20 protein-coding genes, 1 pseudogene and 1 other annotated feature are annotated in these 24,511 nt (G+C 44.3%); of the genes and pseudogenes, 14 read left to right on the top strand and 7 right to left on the bottom strand.

Annotation, left to right across the window (positions count from 1 at the left end; all coding sequences use genetic code 11):
• Nucleotides 1–38 precede the first annotated feature (38 nt).
• Nucleotides 39–1,130, bottom strand: a complete 1,092-nt coding sequence (locus tag LJE11_RS00295) for a prephenate dehydrogenase (RefSeq protein WP_025576901.1) — start codon at nt 1,128–1,130, stop codon at nt 39–41.
• Nucleotides 1,131–1,337: 207 nt separating this feature from the next.
• On the opposite strand from LJE11_RS00295, the pseudogene LJE11_RS20230 reads away from it, so the two are divergent.
• The 3 genes and pseudogenes from LJE11_RS20230 to leuS all read left to right on the top strand — a co-directional run.
• Nucleotides 1,338–1,448: pseudogene (locus LJE11_RS20230) on the top strand (DUF6783 domain-containing protein); the annotation flags it as partial.
• Nucleotides 1,449–1,781: 333 nt separating this feature from the next.
• Nucleotides 1,782–3,872 (top strand): elongation factor G, encoded by a 2,091-nt coding sequence (locus LJE11_RS00290; RefSeq protein WP_008704541.1) that lies wholly within the window; start codon nt 1,782–1,784, stop codon nt 3,870–3,872.
• A gap of 267 nt (nt 3,873–4,139) precedes the next feature.
• Nucleotides 4,140–6,542, top strand: a complete 2,403-nt coding sequence (gene leuS / locus LJE11_RS00285) for a leucine--tRNA ligase (protein ID WP_008704540.1) — start codon at nt 4,140–4,142, stop codon at nt 6,540–6,542.
• Nucleotides 6,543–6,621: 79 nt separating this feature from the next.
• Here the strand turns inward: leuS and LJE11_RS00280 are convergent, their stop codons facing one another.
• The 3 genes from LJE11_RS00280 to LJE11_RS00270 all read right to left on the bottom strand — a co-directional run bounded on the left by LJE11_RS00280 (nt 6,622) and on the right by LJE11_RS00270 (nt 11,460).
• Nucleotides 6,622–7,986, bottom strand: coding sequence for an MATE family efflux transporter (locus tag LJE11_RS00280; RefSeq protein ID WP_008704539.1), 1,365 nt, complete (start codon nt 7,984–7,986; stop codon nt 6,622–6,624).
• A gap of 27 nt (nt 7,987–8,013) precedes the next feature.
• Nucleotides 8,014–9,570, bottom strand: a complete 1,557-nt coding sequence (locus LJE11_RS00275) for an ABC-F family ATP-binding cassette domain-containing protein (protein ID WP_008704538.1) — start codon at nt 9,568–9,570, stop codon at nt 8,014–8,016.
• Between the two features lie 144 nt (nt 9,571–9,714).
• A complete protein-coding gene (locus LJE11_RS00270) occupies nt 9,715–11,460 on the bottom strand; it encodes an Rqc2 family fibronectin-binding protein (RefSeq protein ID WP_118331281.1) in 1,746 nt (581 codons plus the stop codon).
• 628 nt (nt 11,461–12,088) lie between these two features.
• Here LJE11_RS00270 and LJE11_RS00265 point away from each other — a divergent pair.
• From LJE11_RS00265 to LJE11_RS00235, 7 genes are all read left to right on the top strand, one after another.
• Nucleotides 12,089–12,970 carry a YicC/YloC family endoribonuclease gene (locus tag LJE11_RS00265; RefSeq protein ID WP_118613257.1) on the top strand — a complete coding sequence of 294 codons (882 nt, stop codon included), beginning with the start codon at nt 12,089–12,091 and terminating at the stop codon, nt 12,968–12,970.
• Nucleotides 12,971–12,981: 11 nt separating this feature from the next.
• Nucleotides 12,982–13,254 (top strand): DUF370 domain-containing protein, encoded by a 273-nt coding sequence (locus LJE11_RS00260; RefSeq protein WP_008704535.1) that lies wholly within the window; start codon nt 12,982–12,984, stop codon nt 13,252–13,254.
• Entirely contained in the window at nt 13,247–13,870 is a 624-nt protein-coding gene (gene gmk, locus LJE11_RS00255; RefSeq protein WP_227295251.1) for a guanylate kinase, read from the top strand. The genes LJE11_RS00260 and gmk overlap by 8 nt, the downstream gene beginning before the upstream one ends.
• A gap of 42 nt (nt 13,871–13,912) precedes the next feature.
• Nucleotides 13,913–14,272: a DNA-directed RNA polymerase subunit omega gene (gene rpoZ / locus LJE11_RS00250; RefSeq protein WP_008704531.1), complete on the top strand. Its 360-nt coding sequence runs from the start codon at nt 13,913–13,915 to the stop codon at nt 14,270–14,272.
• 88 nt (nt 14,273–14,360) lie between these two features.
• Entirely contained in the window at nt 14,361–15,698 is a 1,338-nt protein-coding gene (gene rimO / locus LJE11_RS00245) for a 30S ribosomal protein S12 methylthiotransferase RimO (protein ID WP_008704530.1), read from the top strand.
• A complete protein-coding gene (pgsA, locus tag LJE11_RS00240) occupies nt 15,682–16,221 on the top strand; it encodes a CDP-diacylglycerol--glycerol-3-phosphate 3-phosphatidyltransferase (protein WP_008704529.1) in 540 nt (179 codons plus the stop codon). Before rimO ends, pgsA begins: the two co-directional genes overlap by 17 nt.
• Before the next feature lie 15 nt (nt 16,222–16,236).
• Entirely contained in the window at nt 16,237–16,761 is a 525-nt protein-coding gene (locus LJE11_RS00235; protein ID WP_179985381.1) for a CinA family protein, read from the top strand.
• A 155-nt stretch (nt 16,762–16,916) separates the two neighbouring features.
• Here LJE11_RS00235 and LJE11_RS00230 read toward each other — a convergent pair whose 3' ends face one another.
• Nucleotides 16,917–17,189, bottom strand: coding sequence for a hypothetical protein (locus LJE11_RS00230; protein WP_008704527.1), 273 nt, complete (start codon nt 17,187–17,189; stop codon nt 16,917–16,919).
• On the bottom strand, nt 17,182–17,547 hold the full coding sequence (locus LJE11_RS00225; protein ID WP_022381123.1) for a hypothetical protein: 366 nt from the start codon (nt 17,545–17,547) through the stop codon (nt 17,182–17,184). The genes LJE11_RS00230 and LJE11_RS00225 overlap by 8 nt, the downstream gene beginning before the upstream one ends.
• A 180-nt stretch (nt 17,548–17,727) precedes the next feature.
• Here LJE11_RS00225 and LJE11_RS00220 point away from each other — a divergent pair, with 180 nt between their 5' ends.
• Complete coding sequence (locus LJE11_RS00220) at nt 17,728–17,913, top strand: hypothetical protein (protein WP_227295249.1); 186 nt, start codon at nt 17,728–17,730, stop codon at nt 17,911–17,913.
• 74 nt (nt 17,914–17,987) lie between these two features.
• Here LJE11_RS00220 and LJE11_RS00215 read toward each other — a convergent pair whose 3' ends face one another.
• A complete protein-coding gene (locus tag LJE11_RS00215; protein ID WP_118573923.1) occupies nt 17,988–18,308 on the bottom strand; it encodes a hypothetical protein in 321 nt (106 codons plus the stop codon).
• Between the two features lie 267 nt (nt 18,309–18,575).
• On the opposite strand from LJE11_RS00215, the gene LJE11_RS00210 reads away from it, so the two are divergent.
• From LJE11_RS00210 to alaS, 3 genes are all read left to right on the top strand, one after another.
• Nucleotides 18,576–19,949: a cell wall hydrolase gene (locus tag LJE11_RS00210; protein ID WP_226852804.1), complete on the top strand. Its 1,374-nt coding sequence runs from the start codon at nt 18,576–18,578 to the stop codon at nt 19,947–19,949.
• A gap of 97 nt (nt 19,950–20,046) precedes the next feature.
• Nucleotides 20,047–20,339, top strand: a binding site (T-box leader).
• A gap of 47 nt (nt 20,340–20,386) precedes the next feature.
• The gene (gene tyrS / locus LJE11_RS00205; RefSeq protein WP_008704520.1) at nt 20,387–21,616 is read left to right on the top strand and encodes a tyrosine--tRNA ligase; all 1,230 of its coding nucleotides are present in this window, start codon (nt 20,387–20,389) and stop codon (nt 21,614–21,616) included.
• Between the two features lie 68 nt (nt 21,617–21,684).
• Nucleotides 21,685–24,324: an alanine--tRNA ligase gene (alaS, locus tag LJE11_RS00200; protein ID WP_118670021.1), complete on the top strand. Its 2,640-nt coding sequence runs from the start codon at nt 21,685–21,687 to the stop codon at nt 24,322–24,324.
• The last annotated feature ends 187 nt before the right edge of the window (nt 24,325–24,511 follow it).

Here is a 24,511-nt window from a genome sequence, read left to right as displayed (position 1 = left end):
CAAAATATTTTTGAAATGAATGTCAAAGGGTGATCTGTTTAGCGTTCGTAGACAATATAATTTCTTTTTTTAAGGAGTGCGGCACCCTTTTCCATAGAGATTCCGTCGTAGAATTCAATTTTGAGGACACCTTCCTCGAATTCACGGTTGTGAATGATACCGATATTTTTAATGCTGATCTTCTCCATCGCAAGGATAGTGGCAATCGTAGCAATACCGCCGGCCTCATCCGCAATATCAAGATACAGGACATAAGCCTTTTTCAGCAGACCATTGTCTACCACATCAATAGAATCACGGTAATCTCTGGAACTTGCAAACATCTGATACAGACTCCTGGAGTCCTTGTTATCCACAAAACATTTGATCTGAACCAGCAGGCGGATGTAGTCATCCAGAACATTGGAGATATTCTGATTATTTTCCACACAGATCTGCTCCCACATAATTGGAGAAGAAGAAGCAATACGTGTGATATCACGGAAACCTCCGGCTGCAATCGTTTTCATATATTCCTGATCGCTGTCCAGCATATTGACAAGATTTACCAGTGCAGAAGCGATAATATGAGGCAGATGGCTGACTCCGGCAGTGATGAAATCGTGTTCTTCACTTGTAAGGACCATCGGGATCGCACCAAGGGAAGAAATCATCTCTGTGAAATCTGTCAGGCGTTCCAGTGCAACTTCACCGCCCGGAGTAATAATATAGTAAGCATTCTCAATCAGACGGTCACTGGAAGCTTCGAATCCGGTCTTCTCAGAACCGGCCATTGGATGACCTCCGATAAAACGGGATTCCATTCCAAGACGTTCTACTTCTTTATGGATAATGCCCTTGACACTTCCAACATCTGTGAGGATCGTGTCAGGACCGATATTGTCTTTGAAATATTCAAGATATTTTACATTAAATTCTACAGGAGCACACAGGAAAATATAATCGCAGCTCCTGAAACGTTCATCATGTTCTTCGCATACAGCATCGATCATATTGCTGCTTACTGCTGCAGCAAGTGTTTCCCGATCCTGATCATAAGCAAGAAGTCGGTAGTCTTCATGGTATTTTCGGATGGCCTTGGCAATTGATCCGCCAATCAGTCCGAGACCGATAAAACCGATAGTTTTCATAGTGGTTTTTGCATCCTTTCAGGTAACATTATTCGTAACTGTGAAAATACGGAACAGTTACATGATTTCATAATTTACTATTTTAAAGGATATGATTTGAAAAGTCAATTCATACGGCACTTTTATACATAAATAATTTAAAGCGACAAAGCGAACGCCGTATCATATGCAGATATCTTCCATGTCTTTCGCACTCTGGTTACTAGAGTGTGTCTGAAAAATCATTCCCGCAATCTACACGCCCCACTTTGCGGGATATTTCACCCGAATTCAGTTGCCGTAGCCCGCTACGGCGCCCTCATCCGGGCAAAATATCCCACAAATTGTGACGCACATCTTGCAGAAAGCCTTTTTCAGACACGCTCTAGGACTACTATAGTCAACTGAAAAAAACGATGCATTATAAATATTCGTACAATCAAAATCAGTCAGCCAGCTGCACGTTTGAGATAAAATTCACAGTCGAGATCCGTGAAAATTACTGAAAATATATAAAATGCTCATCAATTTACAAGAAGTTCACAAAAAAAGATGTTAAAATTTCATAAAATACTTGAAAAATATAAAAAAATTTAGTAATATATAGCCATATCGTTGCTGCGGACGTTGCAAGCGGCAATAACATAACAGACAAACAGGGAGGTACGCAACATGGATGTATTTAGAACTGACCGAATTAGAAATGTAGTCCTTTTAGGTCATGGGGGCGCTGGCAAAACTACACTGGCAGAAGCAATGGCTTACTTAGCAGGAATGACTAACCGTCTCGGAAGAGTAGAAGACGGAAATACTGTCAGCGATTATGACAAAGAAGAGATTAAGAGACATTTTTCCATTTCTACCACATTGATCCCGGTACCGTGGGATAAGGTAAAGATCAATGTGCTGGATACTCCCGGATATTTCGATTTCGTAGGCGAAGTAGAAGAAGCAGTAAGCGCAGCAGATGCAGCGATCATTGTAGTTTCCGGTAAAGCAGGCGTTCAGGTTGGAACACAGAAGGCATGGAACTTATGTGAGAAATATAAACTTCCGAGAATGATCTTTGTCACAGATATGGACGTAGATGATGTCAGCTACCGTAAAGTAGTAGAACAGCTCACTGAACTCTACGGCAAGAAGATCGCACCGCTTCACTTCCCGATTCGTGAAGACGGCAAATTTGTAGGATATGTAAATGTTGTAAAACAGGCAGGACGTAAGTACATAGATAAAGGTAAGAAAGAGGAATGCCCGATTCCTGAATACCTGGATGAATATCTGGAGAAATATCACGATATCCTTATGGAATCTGTTGCAGAGACCAGCGAGGAATTCATGGACCGTTATTTTGAAGGTGATACATTCTCGGTAACAGAGGTTTCCGCAGCACTTGCAATGAACGTACAGGAAGCATCTATCGTACCTGTATGCATGGGCTCACCGATCAATCTTCGCGGTGTATCCAACTTACTGGATGATATCTGCGGATATTTCCCAAGCCCGGACAAACGCTCCTGCAACGGAATCGCTCAGAAGACAAATGAGATCTTTGAAGCAAACTACGACTTCACGAAAGTGAAATCCGCATATGTGTGGAAAACAATTGCAGACCCGTTCCTTGGCAAATATTCTCTTATTAAAGTATGCTCCGGTGTTATCAAATCCGATGACACTTTATTAAACGTAGAGAAAGGCGAAGAAGAACGTCTGAATAAATTATATGTACTTGAAGGATCCAAACCGATCGAGGTTCCGGAACTTCATGCCGGTGATATTGGTGCAATTGCCAAATTAAACAGCGTACAGACTGGTGACAGCCTTGCGACAAAAGCAAATCCGATTCTTTATCCGAAGGCACTCCTTTCCACACCATATACCTGCAAGAGATTTAAAGCAGTGAAGAAGGGTGATGAGGATAAGATTTCCCAGGCACTAGCGAAGATGATGAGCGAAGACAAGACACTTCGTGTAGTAAATGACAGTGCAAACCGTCAGAGCCTTATCTACGGTATCGGTGACCAGCATCTCGATATTGTTATGAATAAATTAAAAGAACGCTACAAAGTAGATGTTGAACTGAGCAAACCGAAGGTTCCGTTCCGTGAGACAATCCGTAAGAATGCAGATGTAGAAGGCAAACATAAGAAACAGTCCGGTGGACATGGACAGTATGGACATGTTAAGATGCGTTTCGAGCCATCAGGCGATCTGGAGACACCTTATGAATTTGAACAGGTTGTAGTTGGTGGTGCAGTTCCGAAGAACTACTTCCCGGCAGTTGAGAAAGGTCTTCAGGAATGCGTATTAAAAGGACCTCTGGCTGCATATCCTGTAGTTGGTGTGAAAGCTACCTTATATGATGGATCTTATCATCCGGTAGACTCCTCAGAAATGGCATTCAAGATGGCAACGATTCTTGCATTTAAGAAAGGCTTTATGGATGCATCACCTGTACTCTTAGAGCCAATCGTATCTATGAAAGTAACTGTTCCGGATAAATTTACCGGTGATGTTATGGGTGACCTGAACAAACGTCGTGGCCGTGTTCTTGGTATGACTCCTGATCATCAGGGCAATACCATTATTGAGGCAGATGTTCCACAGCTTGAGATTTATGGATATTCCACAGATCTTCGTTCTATGACAGGTGGAAGCGGAGAATTCTCCTATGAATTTGCACGCTACGAGCAGGCTCCTGGAGATATTCAGGCAAAAGAAATTGAAGCCAGAGCAAGCAAAGTGGATAAATCTGAAGAATAATAAGAGGCTGGCGGTTACCGACAGAGAGGCAGCAGATAAATATATCAGCGCTATGAATTAGATGTAAGTATATAAGAAATAAAGAAGACAGGACATTTGACAGAAATGTGAGATGTCCTGTTTTTACTGTTCACTGGTAGTAACTATAAAATAGGTCCCATTTTTATCGTAAAACAGCCAATACTGCGAAACGTTACATTGACAAACCGGCGCCATTGAATTAAAATGAATTTTTAGATATAGCAAAATGTTGGAGGAAGTATAGAGATGAAATACTTGTTTAAAAAGATTGAGCCTAAGTGGCAGGCAAAATGGGAAGAGGCCAAAGTCTTCGAAGCCAAAGATAACAGTGACAAACCTAAATTCTATGGTCTGGTAGAGTTCCCATATCCAAGCGGTGCCGGTATGCACGTAGGACATATCAAAGCATATTCCAGTCTGGAGGTTATTTCCAGAAAACGTCGTATGGAAGGCTATAATGTACTTTTCCCGATCGGATTTGATGCATTTGGTCTCCCGACAGAGAACTACGCGGTAAAGACCGGAACACATCCACGTATCATCACAGATGAGAACATCAAGAGATTCTCAAACCAGTTAAAGAAAGTTGGATTTTCCTTTGACTGGAACCGTGTGATCGATACAACAGATGAAGATTACTACAAATGGACACAGTGGATTTTCCTGAAAATGTTCGAAAAAGGTCTTGTATTCAGAGACAGAACACTGGTTAATTACTGCCCGCACTGTAAAGTAGTCCTTTCCAATGAAGACAGCCAGGGCGGTAAATGTGATATCTGCCACAGCGATGTTGTTCAGAAATCAAAAGATGTATGGTATTTAAGAATCACCCAGTATGCAGATAAGCTTCTGGAAGGTCTGAAAGATGTAGACTATCCGGATAATGTAAAACAGCAGCAGATCCACTGGATCGGCAAATCAAAAGGTGCTTTCGTTAACTTCGATGTTGACGGAATCGATGAGAAACTTGAAATCTATACAACCAGACCGGATACTCTGTTTGGTGTAACATTCATGGTAATCGCACCGGAACATCCGATCATTGACAAATATGCAGATAAAATCACAAACATGGATGAGATCACTGCATATCGTAATGAGTGTGCAAAGAAAACAGAGTTTGAGAGAACTCAGCTTGTAAAAGATAAAACAGGTGTGAGAATCCAGGGACTTGAGGGAATCAACCCGGTTAACGGTAAGAAAATCCCGATCTACATTGCTGACTATGTAATGATGGGATATGGTACAGGTGCTATCATGGCAGTACCTGCTCACGACCAGCGTGACTATGATTTCGCGAAGAAATTCGGCATCGACATTATCGAAGTTATCAAAGGCGGAGATATTTCCAAAGAAGCCTATACAGGCGACGGCGAAATGGTAAACTCCGATTTCCTGAACGGATATGCAAAGAAGAAAGATTCTATTGAGCGTATGTTGGAAGAACTGGAGAAAAAAGGAATCGGTAAAGCCGGTGTTCAGTATAAGATGAAAGACTGGGCATTCAACCGCCAGAGATACTGGGGTGAGCCAATCCCGCTTATCCACTGCCCGAACTGCGGTGTTGTGGCAGTTCCGGAGAACGAACTTCCGCTGCGCCTGCCGGATGTAAAGGACTTCGAGCCGGGTGAAGACGGACAGTCCCCACTTGCAAAGATTGATTCTTTCGTAAACTGCACATGCCCGAAATGTGGTGCTGCAGCGAAGCGTGAGACAGATACTATGCCTCAGTGGGCAGGATCTTCCTGGTATTTCTTAAGATATACAGATCCGCACAATGCAAATGCACTGGCAGATATGGACAAACTGAAATACTGGATGCCTGTTGACTGGTACAATGGTGGTATGGAACACGTTACCAGACATATGATCTACTCCAGATTCTGGCATCATTTCCTGTATGATCTTGGCGTAGTAAATACACCGGAACCATACGCAAAACGTTCCATCCAGGGATTGATCCTCGGACCGGACGGAGATAAAATGAGTAAATCCAAGGGTAATGTAGTTGACCCGCTGGATATTGTAGAAGAATACGGTGCAGATACTCTTCGTACCTATGTGCTGTTTATGGGTGACTATGGCGCAGCTACACCATGGAGCGAGAACTCTGTAAAGGGCTGTAAGAAGTTCCTGGACCGTGTTGCAGGGCTGACAGATATCCTTTCTGAAGAATCCGTATCTGATGAACTGGAGATGAAACTCCACCGTACCATCAAAAAAGTTTCTTCTGATATCGAGAACCTGAAATTCAATACAGCGATCGCCAGCCTGATGACACTCATTAATGAGATCACAGCAGAAGGACACTTAAGCAAAGATGACCTTACCATCTTTATCAAACTGCTTAGTCCGTTCGCACCGCATGTCTGCGAAGAAATCTGGGAATTCATCGGAGGTGAAGGCTTACTGGCAGTTTCCGAATGGCCGAAATACGATGAAGGCAAAACAATTGCCAAGACCGTTGAGATTGGTGTACAGGTAAACGGTAAAGTAAGAGGAACAATCGTAATCCCTAACGGATGTGAAAAAGAAAAAGCATTCGAGATCGCCAAAGCAGACGAGAGAATTGCTTCCTTCCTGGAAGGCAAGAACCTTATCAAAGAGATTTATGTACCGAACAAGATCGTAAACTTTGTTGCGAAATAATAGAAACAGTAAAAAGAGGACTGACAGAAATTTTTCTGAACAGTCCTCTTTTGAGTTTGCCAGCTGTATTAAGAAACCTTTAGACCTTTTCAGGCAACCGCCTGCTGATATGCCGGAATGTCAGTGTAAACACGATTCCCTTCACGATAGAAGAGATTGTAAGCGCCCACCATACACCATTTAATCCCATTCCCGCATGTGTCAGGATCAATGCCAGCGGGATTCGTGAGCCTGTCAGGATCACACTGATCGTACTGGATAATCTGGTGCGTCCAAGTCCTGATAATGCGCCCACTGTCATCAGCTCAATGGACATAAAGACTTCACTGAATCCGATAATGACCAGATAATTGACAGCAGTATCCAGAGCTTCTTTTTCGTGGAAAAATAACCTGGCAATTGGTTCCGGAAGAAAGACAAAAGCTGCAGTGACAAACAGGCCCCAAATTGTGAGAACGCGAAATGACAGACTGTAACCTTTACGGATACGGTCTTTTTTTCGTGCACCGTAATTTTGGGCAATAAAAGCATTCAGTGCTGAAGCAAAACCATCAGCAGTATTCCAGGATACGGATTCAATCTGTCCGCCAACACGCTGCGTTGCAATAGCGGCAGCACCATAACCGGAAACCATACGGGTCAGAACCATGGAGATGAAACAGTAAATGCTTCCCTGTATAGCTGTGGGAAACCCGATCCTGAAGATGTGCTTATAATATTCTTTTGGAAAAACAGACAGCAGATTCAGATGCTGTAAAACATTGGGCTCCAGTCTGGAATGCCGGATACGCAGAACCATCACTACAAAAACCAGAATCTGTGAACTTACTGTCGCAATAGCGGCTCCGGCAACCTCCAGCCTCGGGAAAGGTCCGATGCCAAGGATCAGCAGCGGATCCAGGATCATATTTCCTGCAAGCCCGATAAAGTTTGCAAGCAGGGGAGTGCGGGAATCGCCCTGCGCAGTAGAGAGTCCGGTCAACGTCAGATTCAGATAAGAAAAAAGGATCAGTCCACAGGTGATCAATGTATAAGATCTGGCAGCAGTATAAGTTTCTGCGTCGGTCAGATTAAAAAATCCCAGCAGAGGCTGTATGAAAATAACACAGACAGCAGCAAACAAAATGCCGGACAGTGCAGTGAGCTGCAGAGAACCGGCAGCATAGGAACGTGCTTGGTCATAATCTTTGCGCCCGCATGCCTGAGCTGTATTTACCTGTCCGCCCATTCTTGACAGGGATGCAAGTCCCTGGGAGAGCCAGACATACATTCCGCCTACTCCCACGCCTGCAACCGCCTTTGCACCAAGCAGTCCAATCCATGCCATATCCATAATACTGTATGCTGTTCCCAGCATGGAAGAAATCATGATAGGCAGAGCCAGCTCTGCCAGAGTTTTCAGGATCGGACCGGAAGTCAGATCCACAGTTTTTGCTTTACTCATTTGTAATAACCCTTCATGTACCAATTATTATAATACTTTTGTAGTCCATTTACTGCAGTCCCATACCTGAGAAACCACATCGCGGTAAAACTCCGGTTCATGGCAGATCAGGAGAATGCTTCCCTTATATTCGATCAATGCCTGCTTCAAAGCTTCTTTTGCATCCACATCCAGATGATTGGTAGGCTCGTCCAGAAGCAGAATGTTCGTTTCTTTATTCACCAGCTTACACAGACGCACCTTCGCCTGCTCCCCGCCACTCAGTACACGTACCTGACTTTCAATATGCTTGGTAGTCAGACCGCATTTGGCGAGAGCAGACCGCACCTCATACTGAGTATAAGACGGAAACTCCGCCCAAATCTCATCAATACAGGTAGTCTTGTTATCACCCTTTACTTCCTGCTCAAAATATCCAATCTGAAGATTCTCCCCAAGTTCGCAGGAACCCTTCAGAGACGGGATCAACCCCAGAATACTCTTCAGTAAAGTTGTCTTACCGATACCGTTTGCACCAACCAGCGCAATCTTATTTCCTCTTTCCATAGAGAGAGTAACAGGTCTGGAAAGAGGTTCATTATAACCAATAACCAGATCCTTCGTTTCGAAAATATATTTCCCCGGAGTGCGTCCGTATTTAAAATGAAACTCAGGCTTCGGCTTCTCGGCAGCAAGCTCGATCACATCCATCTTATCCAGCTTCTTCTGTCTGGACATTGCCATATTTCTTGTAGAAACCCTGGCCTTATTTCTTGCGACGAAATCTTTCAGTTCACTGATTTCCTGCTGCTGGCGTCTGTAAGCAGCCTCAAGCTGAGCCTTCTTCACCTCATACACTTCCTGGAAATGGTCATAATCCCCGACATAACGGTTCAGTTCCTGATTCTCCATATGATAAACCAGATTGATAACAGAATTCAGAAACGGAATATCGTGGGAGATAAGGATAAATGCATTCTCATAATCCTGCAGATAACGCTTCAGCCATTCGATATGTTCCTCATCCAGATAGTTGGTAGGCTCGTCCAGAAGCAGGATATCCGGCTTCTCCAGAAGCAGCTTGCCAAGCAGAACCTTGGTTCTCTGACCACCACTCAGGTCTGTAACATCACGTTCCAGTCCGATATCCAGAAGTCCCAGGGCTCTGGCAACTTCCTCCACCTTCGCATCGATCACATAGAAATCATGCATGGTAAGGGTATCCTGAATAGTTCCCAGCTCCTCCATCAGAGTATCCATCTCCTCAGGAGAAGCAGTGCCAAGAGAGTCACAGATCCCATTCATTCTTTCCTCCATCTCAAAGAGATAAGAGAACGCAGATTTCAGCACGTCACGGATGGACATACCCTGAGAAAGGACAGAATGCTGGTCCAGATAGCCGACACGTACATTCTTTGCCCATTCAATCTTACCCTCATCCGGCATCAGCTTTCCGGTTACAATATTAAAGAAAGTAGATTTACCTTCCCCGTTGGCACCAACCAGTCCAATATGCTCGCCCTTTAACAGGCGGAAAGACACATCATTAAAAATCGCCCTGTCTCCGAAACCATGTGTCAGATGTTCAACATTCAAAATACTCATAAAAAGAAATTCTCCTTAATTATTGTTATATAATGTCAGGGTCAAAAGGTATTTCACCCCTGACCTGACATCCACGAATTACTTACTCCGCTGCAAAGCAGCTCCCGCAATTCTTTTAATATTTGTAACTATACAACAGTATGATCAGACTTCCCTGACTCCTTTTAATGACGGCTCAGCCATCAGCGAATAATTTGTATAATAAACCACAAATCCGGGCTTCGCCCCTGCAGGCTTTTTCACCTGCTTCTTCTGGATATAATCAATCTCCACCTTAGGAGCAGTACGTCCTTTGGAATAATAAGCAGCAAGCTGTCCCGCAATCTCAAAGATATGATCCGGCAGTTCGCCGTCCTTAGACTTCACGACCACATGCGAACCGGCCATCTTCTTGGCATGAAACCACCAGTCATTCCCTGTGGCAAACTTAAAGGTAAGCTCATCATTCTGGAAATTATTTTTTCCCACATAAATATCATACCCATCCTCAGTCACATAATGGAACGGCTTAGACTTACTCTGCGCCTTTTGCCCCTTCCTGCGGTCATAATGCTTCTTAATATATCCATACTCCATCAGCTCTTCCTTGATCTGTGCCAGATCACTCTCAGCCAGAGCAATATCCAGAGCATTGGAAACAGACTCCAGATGCTCAATCTCACTTCTCGTATCTGCAATCTGCTCAGTTAGAGCCTCCTCTGTACGCTTCAGCTTTCCATACTTGTCAAAATACTTTTTGGAATTCTCCGCCGGAGTCATAGTAGGATCAAGAGGAATGGTAATCTCCTCGTTGGTATAATAATTCAGAGCCTTAAACGACTTACATCCATCCTCCAGCCCATACCCGTAAGTATTGATCAGCTCCCCGTAAACCTTATACTTCTCTTTCTTCGCAGTATCCTTCATCTGCTTCTCCTGCAGACTCAGCTTCTTACGGTTACGCTCCAGCGCAGTCTGCACGATCCTCCTCAGATCCGAAGACTTCTGATGGATACGCGTCAGCGTATTCTTTGTCGCATAATAAGTCTCCAGCATCTGTGAAACACTCTCAAACTCCACAGAATGATACTCCGGTCCATACTGCTGGAACGCAAACACACCATACTCCACAGGTTCTTCCCCCCGGTAAACAATATTCGGAGAAAAATCCCCCTCCACAACCTGATCCATCAGCCTGCGGAACGTATGATACAAATGCACCCTCGCCGCCTCATCCAGAGACTGCGCTGCATCACTTCCGTCGATCGAAGCCCTGAAACAGATCTCTTCCGCAACAACCGGACTGATTCCCGTAAGAGAAGAGTAAACAGCTCTGGAAACATTACATGGCTTCCTGCACACAACATCATAGAACTCCTCCTCACTCACAGTCAGCGGATCCAGCTTATCCTGCGTCTTCGGAATAAAATACTCCCTTCCCGGAAGCACCTCACGCACAGAACTCATATGAGAAGAAACATGCTTGATACTATCCAGGATCATCCCCTTATCATCACAGAAAATAATATTACTGTGCTTGCCCATCAGCTCCATGATAAGAACCTTCTTACAGGGATCCCCCAGCTCATTTAGATGCTCCAGCTCAAACATCACCACACGCTCCATCCCCGGCTGCCTGATATCCGAAACCCTCGCACTTCCAATATGCTTACGCAGCAGCATACAGAAATTAGGCGCAGTCATAGGACTGGGCTTATTCTTGGAAGTAAAATAAATCAGCGGAAGAGAAGCACTGGCCGAAAGCAGCAGCCTGCACTGCCCATTCGCCCCCTTCCCCGTAATCAAAAGCTCATCCGCCTCCGGTTGAGCAATCTTATTAAACCGTCCTCCATCCAAATTCAAATGCAGCTCCTTCACCATAGCCGCAATCGTAATCCCATCAAAAGCCATATAAAAACACTCCTTTTTAAATAATACTCACAATAATCAAAATCTCAGTCCCCAATATGACTGATAACAATTTTATAATTGACAGGTAATACATAAAATCTAAACACCACCTACGTCAGAAAGGCAAAGCCCTTTCTGACAAACAAACTATAATAAGCTTTTCTGAAAGCCGTTCAATTTAAAGGATATACCATATACCTCCAACAGCCAGCTACCAGCAGGAGAAAATAAATAGTTCCGGGCGCATTTGCAGGGGTTGTAGTAACTCTTAGGCTTCGGGAATCTGCGTTATGAAAAAAACAGCAACCTGTCTGAGCGAAGCGAGTTTTGCTGTTTTTTTCATGCCTTTAGCAGATTTCCGAAGCCTTAGAGTTGACTAAACCCCGAAACCGCGCCCGGAACTATTTATTTTCTCCTGCGTCCCACCTGCGTCCCACCTGCGTCCCACCTGCGTCCCACCTGCGTCCCACCTGCGGCGTCCCTTCTGCTAGTATACCACACATTTCCTACCGCCATCAACGAAAAAATGTTTGACTCCCATTCTATAATGAACTATAATAAATCTGTATGTAAACCAGAACAGGCACACATACCCCGACACTAATAGACAGACAAAGAGAGAAAAACTATGATAAAAAGCATGACAGGTTTCGGCCGGGCAGAAGTCGTGACCAAAGAAAGAAAAATAACAATCGAACTAAAATCTGTCAACCACAGATACCTGGACCTCAGCATCAAAATGCCCAGAAAACTCAACTTCCTGGAAGGCGCAGTCAGAAACCTGATGAAAACCTACATCCAGAGAGGCAAAGTTGATGTATACATCACATACGAAGACTACACCCTGGACAACGGAGCCCTCAAATACAACAGAGAACTCGCATCCGACTACATCACCTGTCTCAAACAGATGCAGCAGGACTTTGACCTTGACTACGATATCAAAGTCAGCACCCTGTCACGCTATCCGGAGGTACTTGTCATGGAAGAACAGTCTGTTGATGAGGAAGCACTCTGGGAATCTCTGGAACCGCCCCTTCGCGAGGCATGTGAGAAATTTGTCCAGACAAGGACACAGGAAGGCAGAAACCTTGAGAAGGACCTTATCGGAAAACTGGACAGCCTTGAAGAAAAAGTATTACGTGTAGAAGCCCGTTCTCCGGAAGTAGTCAATGCCTACAGAACCAAACTGGAAGCAAAAGTTTCCGAGCTGCTGGAAGACACACAGATCGACGACAACCGCATCGCAGCAGAAGTCATCCTGTTTTCAGACAAAATCTGCAATGATGAGGAAACCGTCCGCCTTCACAGCCACATCAGAAACATGAAAAAGATGCTCACAACAGAGAAAGAAGGCATCGGACGCAAGCTGGACTTCATGGCACAGGAAATGAACAGAGAAGCAAACACGATTTTATCCAAATCAAGTGATCTGGAGATTTCCAACATTGCCATTGATCTGAAAACAGAGATTGAGAAAGTCAGAGAACAGATCCAGAACGTAGAATAGAGGAAGAAAACGTGGCAAGACTTATTAATATCGGTTTTGGAAATGTAGTCAATTCACAGAAAATCGTGGCAGTGGTAAGCCCGGATGCGGCACCTGTAAAAAGAATGGTGCAGAGCATAAAGGGAACCCGGTCACTGATTGATGCAACTCAGGGGCGAAAGACAAAAGCAGTGATCGTCACAAGCGACGATTATCTGGTGCTCAGCGCACTTCAGCCTGAGACCATTGCCCGGAGATTTGCAGAAATATATGAAAACGAGGATAAGGGAGAGACCCATGAATAAAGGAATTTTAGTAGTGGTTTCCGGATTTTCCGGTGCAGGAAAAGGCACAGTAATGAAACGCCTCATGGAGAAATATGATGGTTATGCATTATCTGTCTCCGCAACAACCAGAAAACCCCGTCCCGGTGAAGAGGACGGCAGAGAATATTTCTTCCGTACAAGGGATGAATTTGAGAGGCTGATCGAAGAGGATGCATTGCTTGAATATGCCCAGTATGTGGAAAATTATTACGGCACTCCACGCTCTTATGTCGAAGAGCAGCTTCAGGCAGGCAGAAATGTAATCCTTGAGATCGAAATCCAGGGCGCAATGAAGATCAAAGAGAAAATACCGGAAGCACTTCTGGTGTTTGTAACTCCGCCGACTGTGGAGGAACTGGAACGCCGTCTCACAGGCAGAGGAACAGAAACCGCACAGGTGATCGCAGACAGACTTGCAAGAGCCGGTGAAGAGGCAGAAGGTATGGGACAATATGACTATATTCTTGTCAACGATACTGTAGAGGAATGCGTAGACCATCTTCATCAGATTATTGTGAGTGAACATTCCAGAGTATCCAGAAATGCAGAATTTATCGCAGATATCCAGAAACAGACAAAAGCATTTCAGAAATGATAAACATGCGGCCCAGACCGCTTAAAAGAAAGGAGAAAATACATGATACATCCGTCTTATACAGAATTAATCGAAGCAATCAATACAAACAGTGAGGACGACGATACAACAATGTCCCTTAACAGCCGTTATTCCCTTGTACTTGCTGCAAGTAAACGTGCGCGTCAGATCATTGCAGGTTCCAAACCAATGGTAGAGGGTGCGGCAGGCAAGAAACCTCTCTCAGTTGCGATCGACGAGCTCTACAAAGGAAAAGTAAAGATCCTTGCTCCGGAAGAAGAGGATGAAGAAGGAACAGAACAGACAGCTGAGGCACAGACAGAAGAATCAGCACAGGCTTCTGAAATCACAGAGACTGCTGAAACAGCAGAAGAAACAACTGCAGAAACAACTGAAGAGTAAGAACTGATGGTAACACAATAGATAAACAAAAGGATGTGTCTGAGAATTACAGAGGTATATTTTCAGGCACATTCTTATAGGAGAATTTATGAAATTATTATTCGTATCATTAGGCTGTGACAAGAACCTTGTAGATTCCGAAGAAATGCTTGGGCTTCTTACAGGTAACGGGTTCGAGATCGTAGATGATGAAACTGAAGCAGAGGCCATTGTGGTGAACACCTGCTGCTTTATCAATGACGCAAAGGAAGAGAGCGTCAACACCATCCTTGAGATGGCAGAATACAAGAAAACCGGGAGCTGTAAAGTCCTGGTTGTCACAGGATGTATGGCACAGCGTTATAAGAATGAGATCATTGAGGAAGTACCGGAAGTAGATGCAGTACTTGGCACAACTTCCTACGGAGACATCCTTAAGGCAATCCGTGAAGCAATGGAAGGAAAACATTTCCAGGAATTTAAAGATATTGATTATCTTCCGGAAAAGCTTGGCAAACGTGTTCTCACAACAGGCGGACATTTCGGATACCTCAAGATAGCAGAAGGCTGTGATAAACACTGCACCTACTGTATCATCCCGAAACTTCGCGGTAAATTCCGAAGCGTTCCGATGGAACGTCTGGTAACACAGGCAAAGGAGATGGCAGAGGAAGGCGTAAAAGAGCTGATCCTTGTCGCACAGGAGACAACCGTATATGGAACTGATATATATGGAAAGAAATCTCTTCATATCCTCCTGAAAGAGTTATGCAAGATCAAAGGAATCCGCTGGATCCGCGTGCTTTACTGCTATCCGGAGGAAATTTACGATGAACTGATCCAGACCATGAAAGAGGAGAAGAAGATCTGCCATTATCTGGATCTTCCGATCCAGCATGCAAGTGACCGTATCTTAAAGAGAATGGGAAGAAGGACAACACAGGCAGAGCTGGTGGAGATTGTAAATAAGCTTCGTCGGGAGATTCCTGACATCGTGCTCCGTACCACTCTGATCTCCGGATTCCCCGGGGAAACACAGGAAGACCACGAAGAGCTGATGAGCTTTGTGGATGAGATGGAATTTGACCGTCTGGGAGTATTTACTTACTCACCGGAAGAAGATACACCTGCAGCAACGATGCCTGATCAGGTTGCGGAAGAAGTCAAAGAGGCCAGACGTGACGAGATCATGGAGCTTCAGCAGGAGATTTCCTATGATAAGGGAACTGACCGTATCGGACAGGAACTTCTCGTGATGATCGAGGGAAAAGTTGCAGATGAGAGCGCATACATTGGCAGAACTTACGGAGATGCACCAAAGGTCGACGGTTATATTTTTGTGCAGACAGGAGAACTCCTGATGACAGGAGATTTTGCAAAGGTACGTGTGACCGGTGCACTGGAATATGATTTGATAGGAGAGTTGGCAGATGAATACACCGAATAAACTTACAGTAGCCAGAATGATCCTGGTTCCGTTTCTTGTACTGTTTATGCTTACAGACCTGGGCGGTGAGGCAAACCGCTATATAGCACTTGCTATTTTTGTTGTTGCAAGTGTGACCGACTGGTTTGACGGAAAGCTTGCCAGAAAATACAATCTGGTGACAAACTTTGGAAAATTCATGGATCCTCTTGCAGACAAGCTGCTTGTGTGTTCTGCAATGATCTGTTTTATTGAACTGGAGAAACTTCCGGCATGGTTTGTTATCATTATCATAGGAAGAGAATTTATTATCAGCGGATTCCGTCTGATCGCAGCCGAGAACGGTGTTGTGATCGCGGCAAACTACTGGGGCAAATTCAAGACGGTTTCCCAGATGATCATGATCATTTTACTGCTGATCGATCTGGGCGGAGTGTTTGATATTCTGGAACAGATATTTATCTGGCTTTCTCTGGCACTTACCGTTATTTCCCTGATCACATATATCTGGCAGAACAGGAGTGTTCTGTCCATGCAGGATTAGAAAGAAGGCTTTAATATGGCTTCAGAAAAGGAAGCATCAGAAGAATCAGCATTAGAGGAAACAGCATTAGAAGAAACAGTTGTAGGACTCCTGAAAAAAAAGAAAATGACACTATCTCTTGCCGAGTCCTGTACAGGCGGTGCGGTAGCAGCGGACATCGTAAATGTACCGGGAGCTTCGGAGGTATTTATGTGTGGTTATGTCACATATACAAACCGTGCCAAAAGAAAATGTCTTGGAGTAAAGAAGAGTACACTGAAGAAAGAAGGTGCTGTCTCAGCCAAATGTGCCAGACAGATGGCAAAAGGCGGTGCGAAAGCAGCCAAAACCGATGTCTGTCTCTCTGTGACAGGACTTGCAGGTCCGGGCGGTGGAACAGAGGAAACACCGGTGGGAACCGTATTTATGGGATGTTACTGTGCAGGAAAGACAACTGTGAGGGAATTTCACTTTGAGGGCGACAGAAAAAGTATCAGAGACCAGGCAGTTGAACAGGCACTGACATTTATCTGCGACAGGCTGCGCAAATATGACAGATAATAATTGGTGACAAGTTACATTACTGAACATAAGAGTACATTTCGGAAAGTTGATGAAATGTACTCTTTTTGTTATCATAGCAATTCATATTAACCGAATCAGGTAAGTTTTCTGCGGAGTCTGCGAAAAGCAATAAGCAGTGAGTGGGGACTTGGTCACCGCATCATTTTCATAAGGTTCACCACTTTATCAAGTTTTTGTGCCTCTGCGGGAGATTTTCCCATCTTCAGCACTTCAATGATCGCAGAAATTTCATCAGCATTAAATTTCAGACCACCTTTTTTTCCCTGAGCAGCTGCGCTCATCAGGAAAGGCAGCATCTCATTTGCACCCTTTGAACTTCCCTGGGAAGCCAGATTCTGAAGCATATCAAGCTTGGAACGGTCCATACCTGCAAGCTTCGGGTTGTTGCGCCAGTCATCATTCATGAGAATCCTCCTTCTCACCATCTGCAGGCTGGTTCATGAGCTGCAGCATCTGAACCATAGCCATCATATTTACCATCTGATCTAATTTATCCCTGCTGGGACCATAACAGAAGCTGCGGATATCATTGATGATATCCACCGGATTCTGGGGCGGCATGCTCATGGCACACAGATCGCTGCCGGAACTTCTTTTGCTGAAAACAGAAACCGTATTGATAAATTCAACCGCTTTTTCATAGACTGAGAAAATCTGCTGTCCTTTTGGCGGAAGATAAGGAATGGCGGCTTTTATCATCTGTCCGCGGTCAGAACTGACCATCTGATCCAGTAAAGTCTGTGAAATCTGCTCTTCATTCATAATATCTGCTTCCATTTTATGTTTTTTATTAACAGAATATGACGGGGAGAAGGATTCTGACATATAATAAAGTAGAATTTAAGTAACTGTGAGACTGCTTTTACTGCACGCTGCCTCAAATTTTATGGAATTGCTGCAGGTATCATGCGTTTGCAGTTGCAAAAAAATGGAGAATCAGATATGGAATCAGAGTCAGAAGAAAAGAAAGAAATGCTTATTATAAATGGAAATGCTTTTTATGAGATAGATCTGGAGTGTGTGAAAAAGAAAAAACAATGTGCTCAGACAGTGCACCCGGAAAAGAAAACAGACAGGATCAATTCCCGGAATATGAAAGATAAGGATAATATCAGGCAGCATGAATAATAAGGACGAAATTATAATCCTGTAAAATATAAAGAGGCAGAGGGAAAGATCCCCCTGCCAACAGAAAATGATTGTCAGCAGCCACATCCACAGCCATTGTTTCCACATAACAGAAGCAGCACGATAATAATCCAGCAGTTGTCACCGTTGCCACATCCGCCGCAGCCATTGTTGCATCCGCAGTTATTGTTTCCGCACAGGCACAGAAGGATGATGATCCAGAGGATATTACAGCAGGAATTATTTCCGCCTGAAAGTCCCCATCCACTGTTACATCCACATCCGTTATTACATCCGCAGCCATTGTCGCATCCGCATCCGCTGTTATTAGCGCAGCCACATCCGCATCCTCCTCTGTCCTCACATCCGCAATTTGTAGCAGCTAAGTCGCTCATATTAAATCCTCCGTTTTTTTTCTTTACAATCCTATCATATGTGGAACCGCAAAAAGTGTTACAGTTTCATCATTGTTCATTATGTTCACAGTAACCAATAACCTTAAGTTCGATGCGAATTGTTGCTTTTCACAAGTTGACAATAATATATGAATCCGATATAATATACTACGTAACAAATCTGTAATGATTGAGAAAGAAATGCAACAATAACCCAATTAAAACGTAAAACAATACGTATAAAAAGAGAGGAAACGGAGAATAAGAATGAAGAAACATGGGAAACTATTGTTAAAGTATCTGCTCCTTTTTGTGATGACCGTTTTTGTAATGGGCTGTTTTAGTGTATCCGCGGCAACAAAAACAGGATTTGTCACTCAGAAAGGGAAAACCTACTACATAAACAAAGACGGTTCCAAACAGAAAGGCTGGCTGGAACTTAAGGGTAAGAAATATTACTTTGATAAGAAAACAGGAGTTCAGGTAAAAGGCTGGGTAAAAGACTCCAGCGGACAGGCAATCCGATACTTTACCAGAGGAGCCGGATATATGGTGACAGGATTTATCACTGATTCCAATGGAAATACCCGCCATTTTGATGAGACAACAGGCCTGATGACAAGAGGCTGGCTCACAGATACAGATGAATATAAATATTATTTTTACAGCGGTTCCGGCGTTATGGCCAAAGGCTGGGTGGAGAACAAAAAAGAACAGAAACGCTATTTCAGTCAGGCCAATGGACGTATGTGTACAGGCTGGGTGAAGAGCAGTGCCGGAAATTACAGATACTTTAAGCCGTCAAATGGAATAATGTATACAGGTCTGGAGAAAATTGACTCAGACTATTACTATTTTTCAAAATCAACCGGTGTCCGTTATCAGAAAGGTTTCGGAACCGTAGGAAGTAAGAAATATTATTTCAACCCTTCAGATGGTAAGGCGAAGACAGGCTGGCTTGAGCTTGATGGAAAGAAATATTATTTTGATACATCAGGAGTGATGCTGGCAAATACCATCGCTTCCATTGACGGAACTACATACAGGTTTGATTCTGACGGTGCTGCAACAAAGACTTCCGATAATGATTACACAGTAGAGGGCAAATATGTCAAGGTCTTTGATGCGAAGAATAATAAATACTACTATATGGAAGAAGAGTTCCTGGAACATCCGGGAATTGCAGACGGAAAGGTGTCAGATCTGGATCTTCTGGCAGCAGTGTGTGATGCAGAAGCAGGAGATCAGGGAGTCGTGGGAATGGAGGCAGTTGCGCTTTGCGTATTAAACTGTACCATTGACCAGTATAAAGAATTTCCGTCACAGATCCGTTATGTGGTATATCAGGGAAAACCTACCCAGTATGCGGTTGTCACAGACGGAGCACTTCTTAAAAGACTGAAAGGCCAGTTTGAGGACAGGACCAATGCCTATGCGGCAGCAAAGGCAGCCATGGAAGTGTTCAGTAACTATGTGAATCATGGCACAAAGAGAACACTCCCGGGATTTAAGACAAAGGATTTCAATTACAAATTCTTTATGACTCCGGCAGCATTTAAGGCACAGAACCTTAATTTCAGCAAGCTGGAATATGAACAGTACAAAGGACATGTATTCTTTGTGGACTGGATTTCAGGGTGAGTACATTAATGCTTTAAGTTGGTGAAATATGAAGAGGATTGCTATAAATTCCTTGACAAATAAATTTTGTATTTGTATACTTGCAGATATATGATATAAAAAAGCACAGATGGGAAAGAGTAACATAGGGAAAACAGACAGAGAGCTGCCGGCAGGTGAGAGGCGCGTGGGGAACTTATGTGAATACCTCCCGGAGCTCTGCACCGAACACCTCAGAGATATTGTAAGGGTAAGTAGGCTGCAGCGGAGTGGCATCCGTTAACATGCTTAAGTAACAGAGAGAACCGTTGTTTATCATAACAATGGCATGGTTTGTTACTTATTGAGGCAGAGAATGCGAGTTTTCTGCGAATTTAGGTGGTATCGCGGGACCCGGTTCTCGTCCTAAATGGACAGGAACCGGGTTGTTTTATTTTATTACGAGGAGGAAACAAACAATGACAGTTTGGGACGAGCTGAAAGCCCGTGGTCTGATTGCTCAGGTAACAGACGAAGAAGAGATCAAAGAAATGGTAAATAATGGAAAAGCCACATTTTACATTGGCTTTGACCCTACCGCAGACAGCCTTCATGTGGGACATTTCATGGCGCTCTGCCTGATGAAACGTCTGCAGATGGCGGGAAATAAACCAATCGCATTATTAGGCGGCGGAACCGGTATGATCGGTGACCCGTCCGGAAGATCTGATATGCGTCAGATGATGACGGTGGAGACAATCCAGCACAACATTGACTGCTTCAAGAAACAGATGGAGCGTTTCATCGATTTCTCAGACGGCAAGGCATTAATGGTAAACAATGCAGACTGGCTGATGAACTTAAATTATGTAGAGGTACTTCGTGATGTTGGACCACATTTCTCTGTAAACCGTATGCTCTCTCACGAGTGCTACAAACAGCGTATGGAACGTGGACTTACATTCCTTGAGTTCAACTATATGATCATGCAGAGCTACGACTTCTACATGCTGTATCAGAAATACGGCTGCACCATGCAGTTCGGCGGTGATGACCAGTGGGCCAATATGCTTGGCGGTACAGAGCTGATCCGTCGTAAACTTGGAAAAGACGCTTACGCCATGACGATCACACTTCTTCTGAACTCCGAAGGTAAGAAGATGGGTAAAACACAGTCCGGTGCTGTATGGCTTGACCCGGAGAAGACTTCTCCTTTCGATTTCTATCAGTACTGGAGAAACGTGGATGATGCAGATGTTATCAAATGTATGCGTCTCCTTACCTTCCTTCCGTTAGAAGAAATCGATGAGATGGCGAAATGGGAAGGAAGCCAGTTGAATAAAGCAAAAGAAATCCTTGCATACGAGCTGACAAATCTGGTTCATGGCGAAGAGGAAGCAAAGAAAGCGCAGGAAGGCGCAAGAGCACTTTTTGCAGGCGGCGCTGATACAGCACACATGCCGACAACTGAGCTTGCAGACGAAGACTTCTCAGAAGAAGGAACAATCGACCTGATCTCCATGCTTGTAAAAGCAGGAATGGTTCCAACACGTTCCGAGGGACGTCGCGCCATTGAACAGGGCGGTGTTTCCATTGACGGTGAGAAGATCACAGATGTGAAATACACAGTTGCCAAAGATGCACTTACAGGTGAAGGTGTAGTGCTGAAAAAAGGCAAAAAGAAATTCAATAAAGTTCTGGCAAAATAAAAAATTCATTATAGAAATATCGGCGGATACTGCTGAACCGGTGTCGCCGATTTCAGGAGGAAAAGATTATGAAGAAATACGGAGTAAACGAACTTCGTCAGATGTTCCTCGACTTCATGGAGAGCAAAGGACATCTGGTAATGAAAAGCTTTTCCCTGGTACCACAGGGAGATAAGAGTCTTCTGCTGATCAACGCAGGTATGGCTCCGCTGAAACCATATTTTACAGGTGCTGAAATCCCGCCAAGAACAAGAGTAAGTACCTGCCAGAAATGTATCCGTACAGGTGATATCGAGAATGTAGGTAAAACTGCACGTCACGGTACATTCTTTGAGATGCTTGGTAACTTCTCCTTTGGTGACTATTTCAAGAAAGAAGCCATCCACTGGTCCTGGGAATTCCTCACAGAGGTAGTAGGACTGGATGCAAACCGTCTGTATCCTTCCGTATATCTGGAAGATGACGAAGCCTTTGACATCTGGAACAAAGAAATCGGAATCCCTGCTGACAGAATTTTCCGTTTTGGTAAAGAAGATAACTTCTGGGAGCATGGTGCAGGCCCCTGTGGTCCATGTTCAGAAATCTACTATGACCGTGGAGAGAAGTACGGCTGCGGTAAACCTGGCTGTACAGTAGGCTGTGACTGCGACCGTTACATGGAAGTATGGAACAACGTATTTACCCAGTTTGAGAACGATGGTAACGGAAATTATACAACACTGAAACAGAAGAACATTGATACAGGTATGGGTCTGGAACGTCTGGCAGTTGTTGTGCAGGACGTAGATTCCATCTTCGATGTAGATACTATCTGCGCACTGCGTAACCTGGTATGTAAGATCTCCGGAAAAGAATACGAGAAGAATTATAACGATGACGTATCCATCCGTCTGATCACAGACCATATCCGTTCTGCAACATTTATGATCTCCGACGGTATCATGCCTACAAACGAAGGCCGCGGTTATGTACTCCGCCGTCTGATCCGTCGTGCAGCACGTCACGGACGTCTTCTTGGAATCGAAGGCCCCTTCCTTGCAAAATTAAGTGAAGAAGTGATCAATGGTTCCAAAGCAGGATATCCGGAGCTGGAAGAGAAGAAAGAATTTATCTTTAAAGTTCTCACAAATGAAGAAAACCAGTTCAACAAGACCATTGACCAGGGTCTTCGTATCCTTGGAGAGATGGAAGATGAGATGAAAGCAGCAGGAGAGAAAACACTTTCCGGCGAAAATGCATTCAAATTATATGATACTTACGGATTCCCGATGGATCTTACAAAAGAGATCCTTGAGGAAAAAGGATATGATATTGACGAGGCAGGCTTCCAGAAATGTATGGAAGAGCAGAGAAACAAAGCACGTTCTGCACGTGAAGTGACAAACTATATGGGTGCTGACGCAACTGTATATGATGATATTGATGTAAATGTTACAACAGAATTCGTAGGATACGATCATCTTACCTTTGATTCCAAAGTAACAGTCCTTACAACAGAGACAGAGATCGTAAACTCCCTGATGGAAGGACAGAAAGGAACTGTCTTTACAGAGCAGACTCCATTCTACGCAACTATGGGTGGACAGGTCGGAGATACAGGTGTGATCGAAACTGCAAACGGTAAGTTCGTAGTAGAAGACACCATCAAGCTTCGCGGCGGCAAATTCGGACATGTAGGTCATATGGAATCCGGTATGATCTCCACAGGCGAAACTGTTTCCCTGAAAGTGGATGAAGCTGCAAGAAGAGACACTGAGAAGAACCACAGTGCAACACATCTTCTTCAGAAAGCATTAAAGACAGTTCTTGGAAGTCATGTAGAACAGAAGGGTTCTCTGGTAACACCGGACAGACTTCGTTTCGACTTTGCTCATTTCCAGGCTATGACAGCTGATGAGATCGCACAGGTAGAAGCGCTTGTTAATAAAGAAATCCAGGCTGGTCTTGAAGTCCGTACAGATGTTATGGATGTGGAAGAGGCTAAGAAATCCGGAGCAATGGCTCTGTTCGGAGAGAAATATGACCAGAAGGTACGTGTGGTATCCATGGGCGACTTCTCCAAGGAACTCTGCGGTGGTACTCATGTGGCAAACACAGGCAACATCATGCTGTTCAAAATTGTTTCCGAATCCGGTATTGCAGCAGGTGTGCGCCGTATTGAAGCTCTGACAGGAAATGGTGTTCTGGAATACTATAAGAAACAGGAAGAACTGCTTCATGAAGCTGCAAAAGCCCTGAAAGCAAATCCTGCAGAGATCGTAGAGAAAATCGGACATCTTCAGGGAGAAGTAAAGGCACTCTCCAGTGAGAACGAATCCTTAAAGAGCAAACTGGCTCAGGGAGCTCTGGGAGATGTTATGGATAAAGTAGTAGAAGTCAAAGGTGTGAAACTTCTTGCTGCAAAAGTAGACGGAGTGGATATGAACGGACTTCGTGACCTTGGCGACCAGCTGAAAGGCAAACTTGGTGAAGGTGTTGTCCTTCTGGCAGCAGTAAACGGTGAGAAAGTAAACCTTCTTGCAATGGCTACTGATGCAGCACAGAAAGCAGGCGCTCACGCAGGTAACCTGATCAAAGCAGTGGCAGCTATCGTAGGCGGTGGCGGCGGCGGACGTCCGAACATGGCTCAGGCCGGCGGAAAGAACCCTGCCAAAGCTCAGGAAGCCGTAGATGCAGCAGCAGGAATCCTTGAAGGTCAGATAAAGTAAAAATTGTTACTGCTCACTTTGTGACCAGCAACACGCTTCGCGATGCAGGAAATATGAACCTCCTTGTGCAATGCCCAAGGAGTATCGTTTGCTTCGCAAACTTAATTTATGCTAATCGCATAAATTCGCGCGGTATGTCTCGGGATTTTGGCATATACATGCCAAAACACCTCGCGGGATAGTGGCG

Source organism: Blautia sp. DFI.1.216 (assembly GCF_020594215.1).
In the GTDB taxonomy this organism is placed as follows: Bacteria; Bacillota; Clostridia; order Lachnospirales; family Lachnospiraceae; genus Blautia_A; species Blautia_A wexlerae.
Note: the sequence above shows the minus strand (reverse complement) of the source record. Positions and strands in the feature narration are given on the sequence as shown.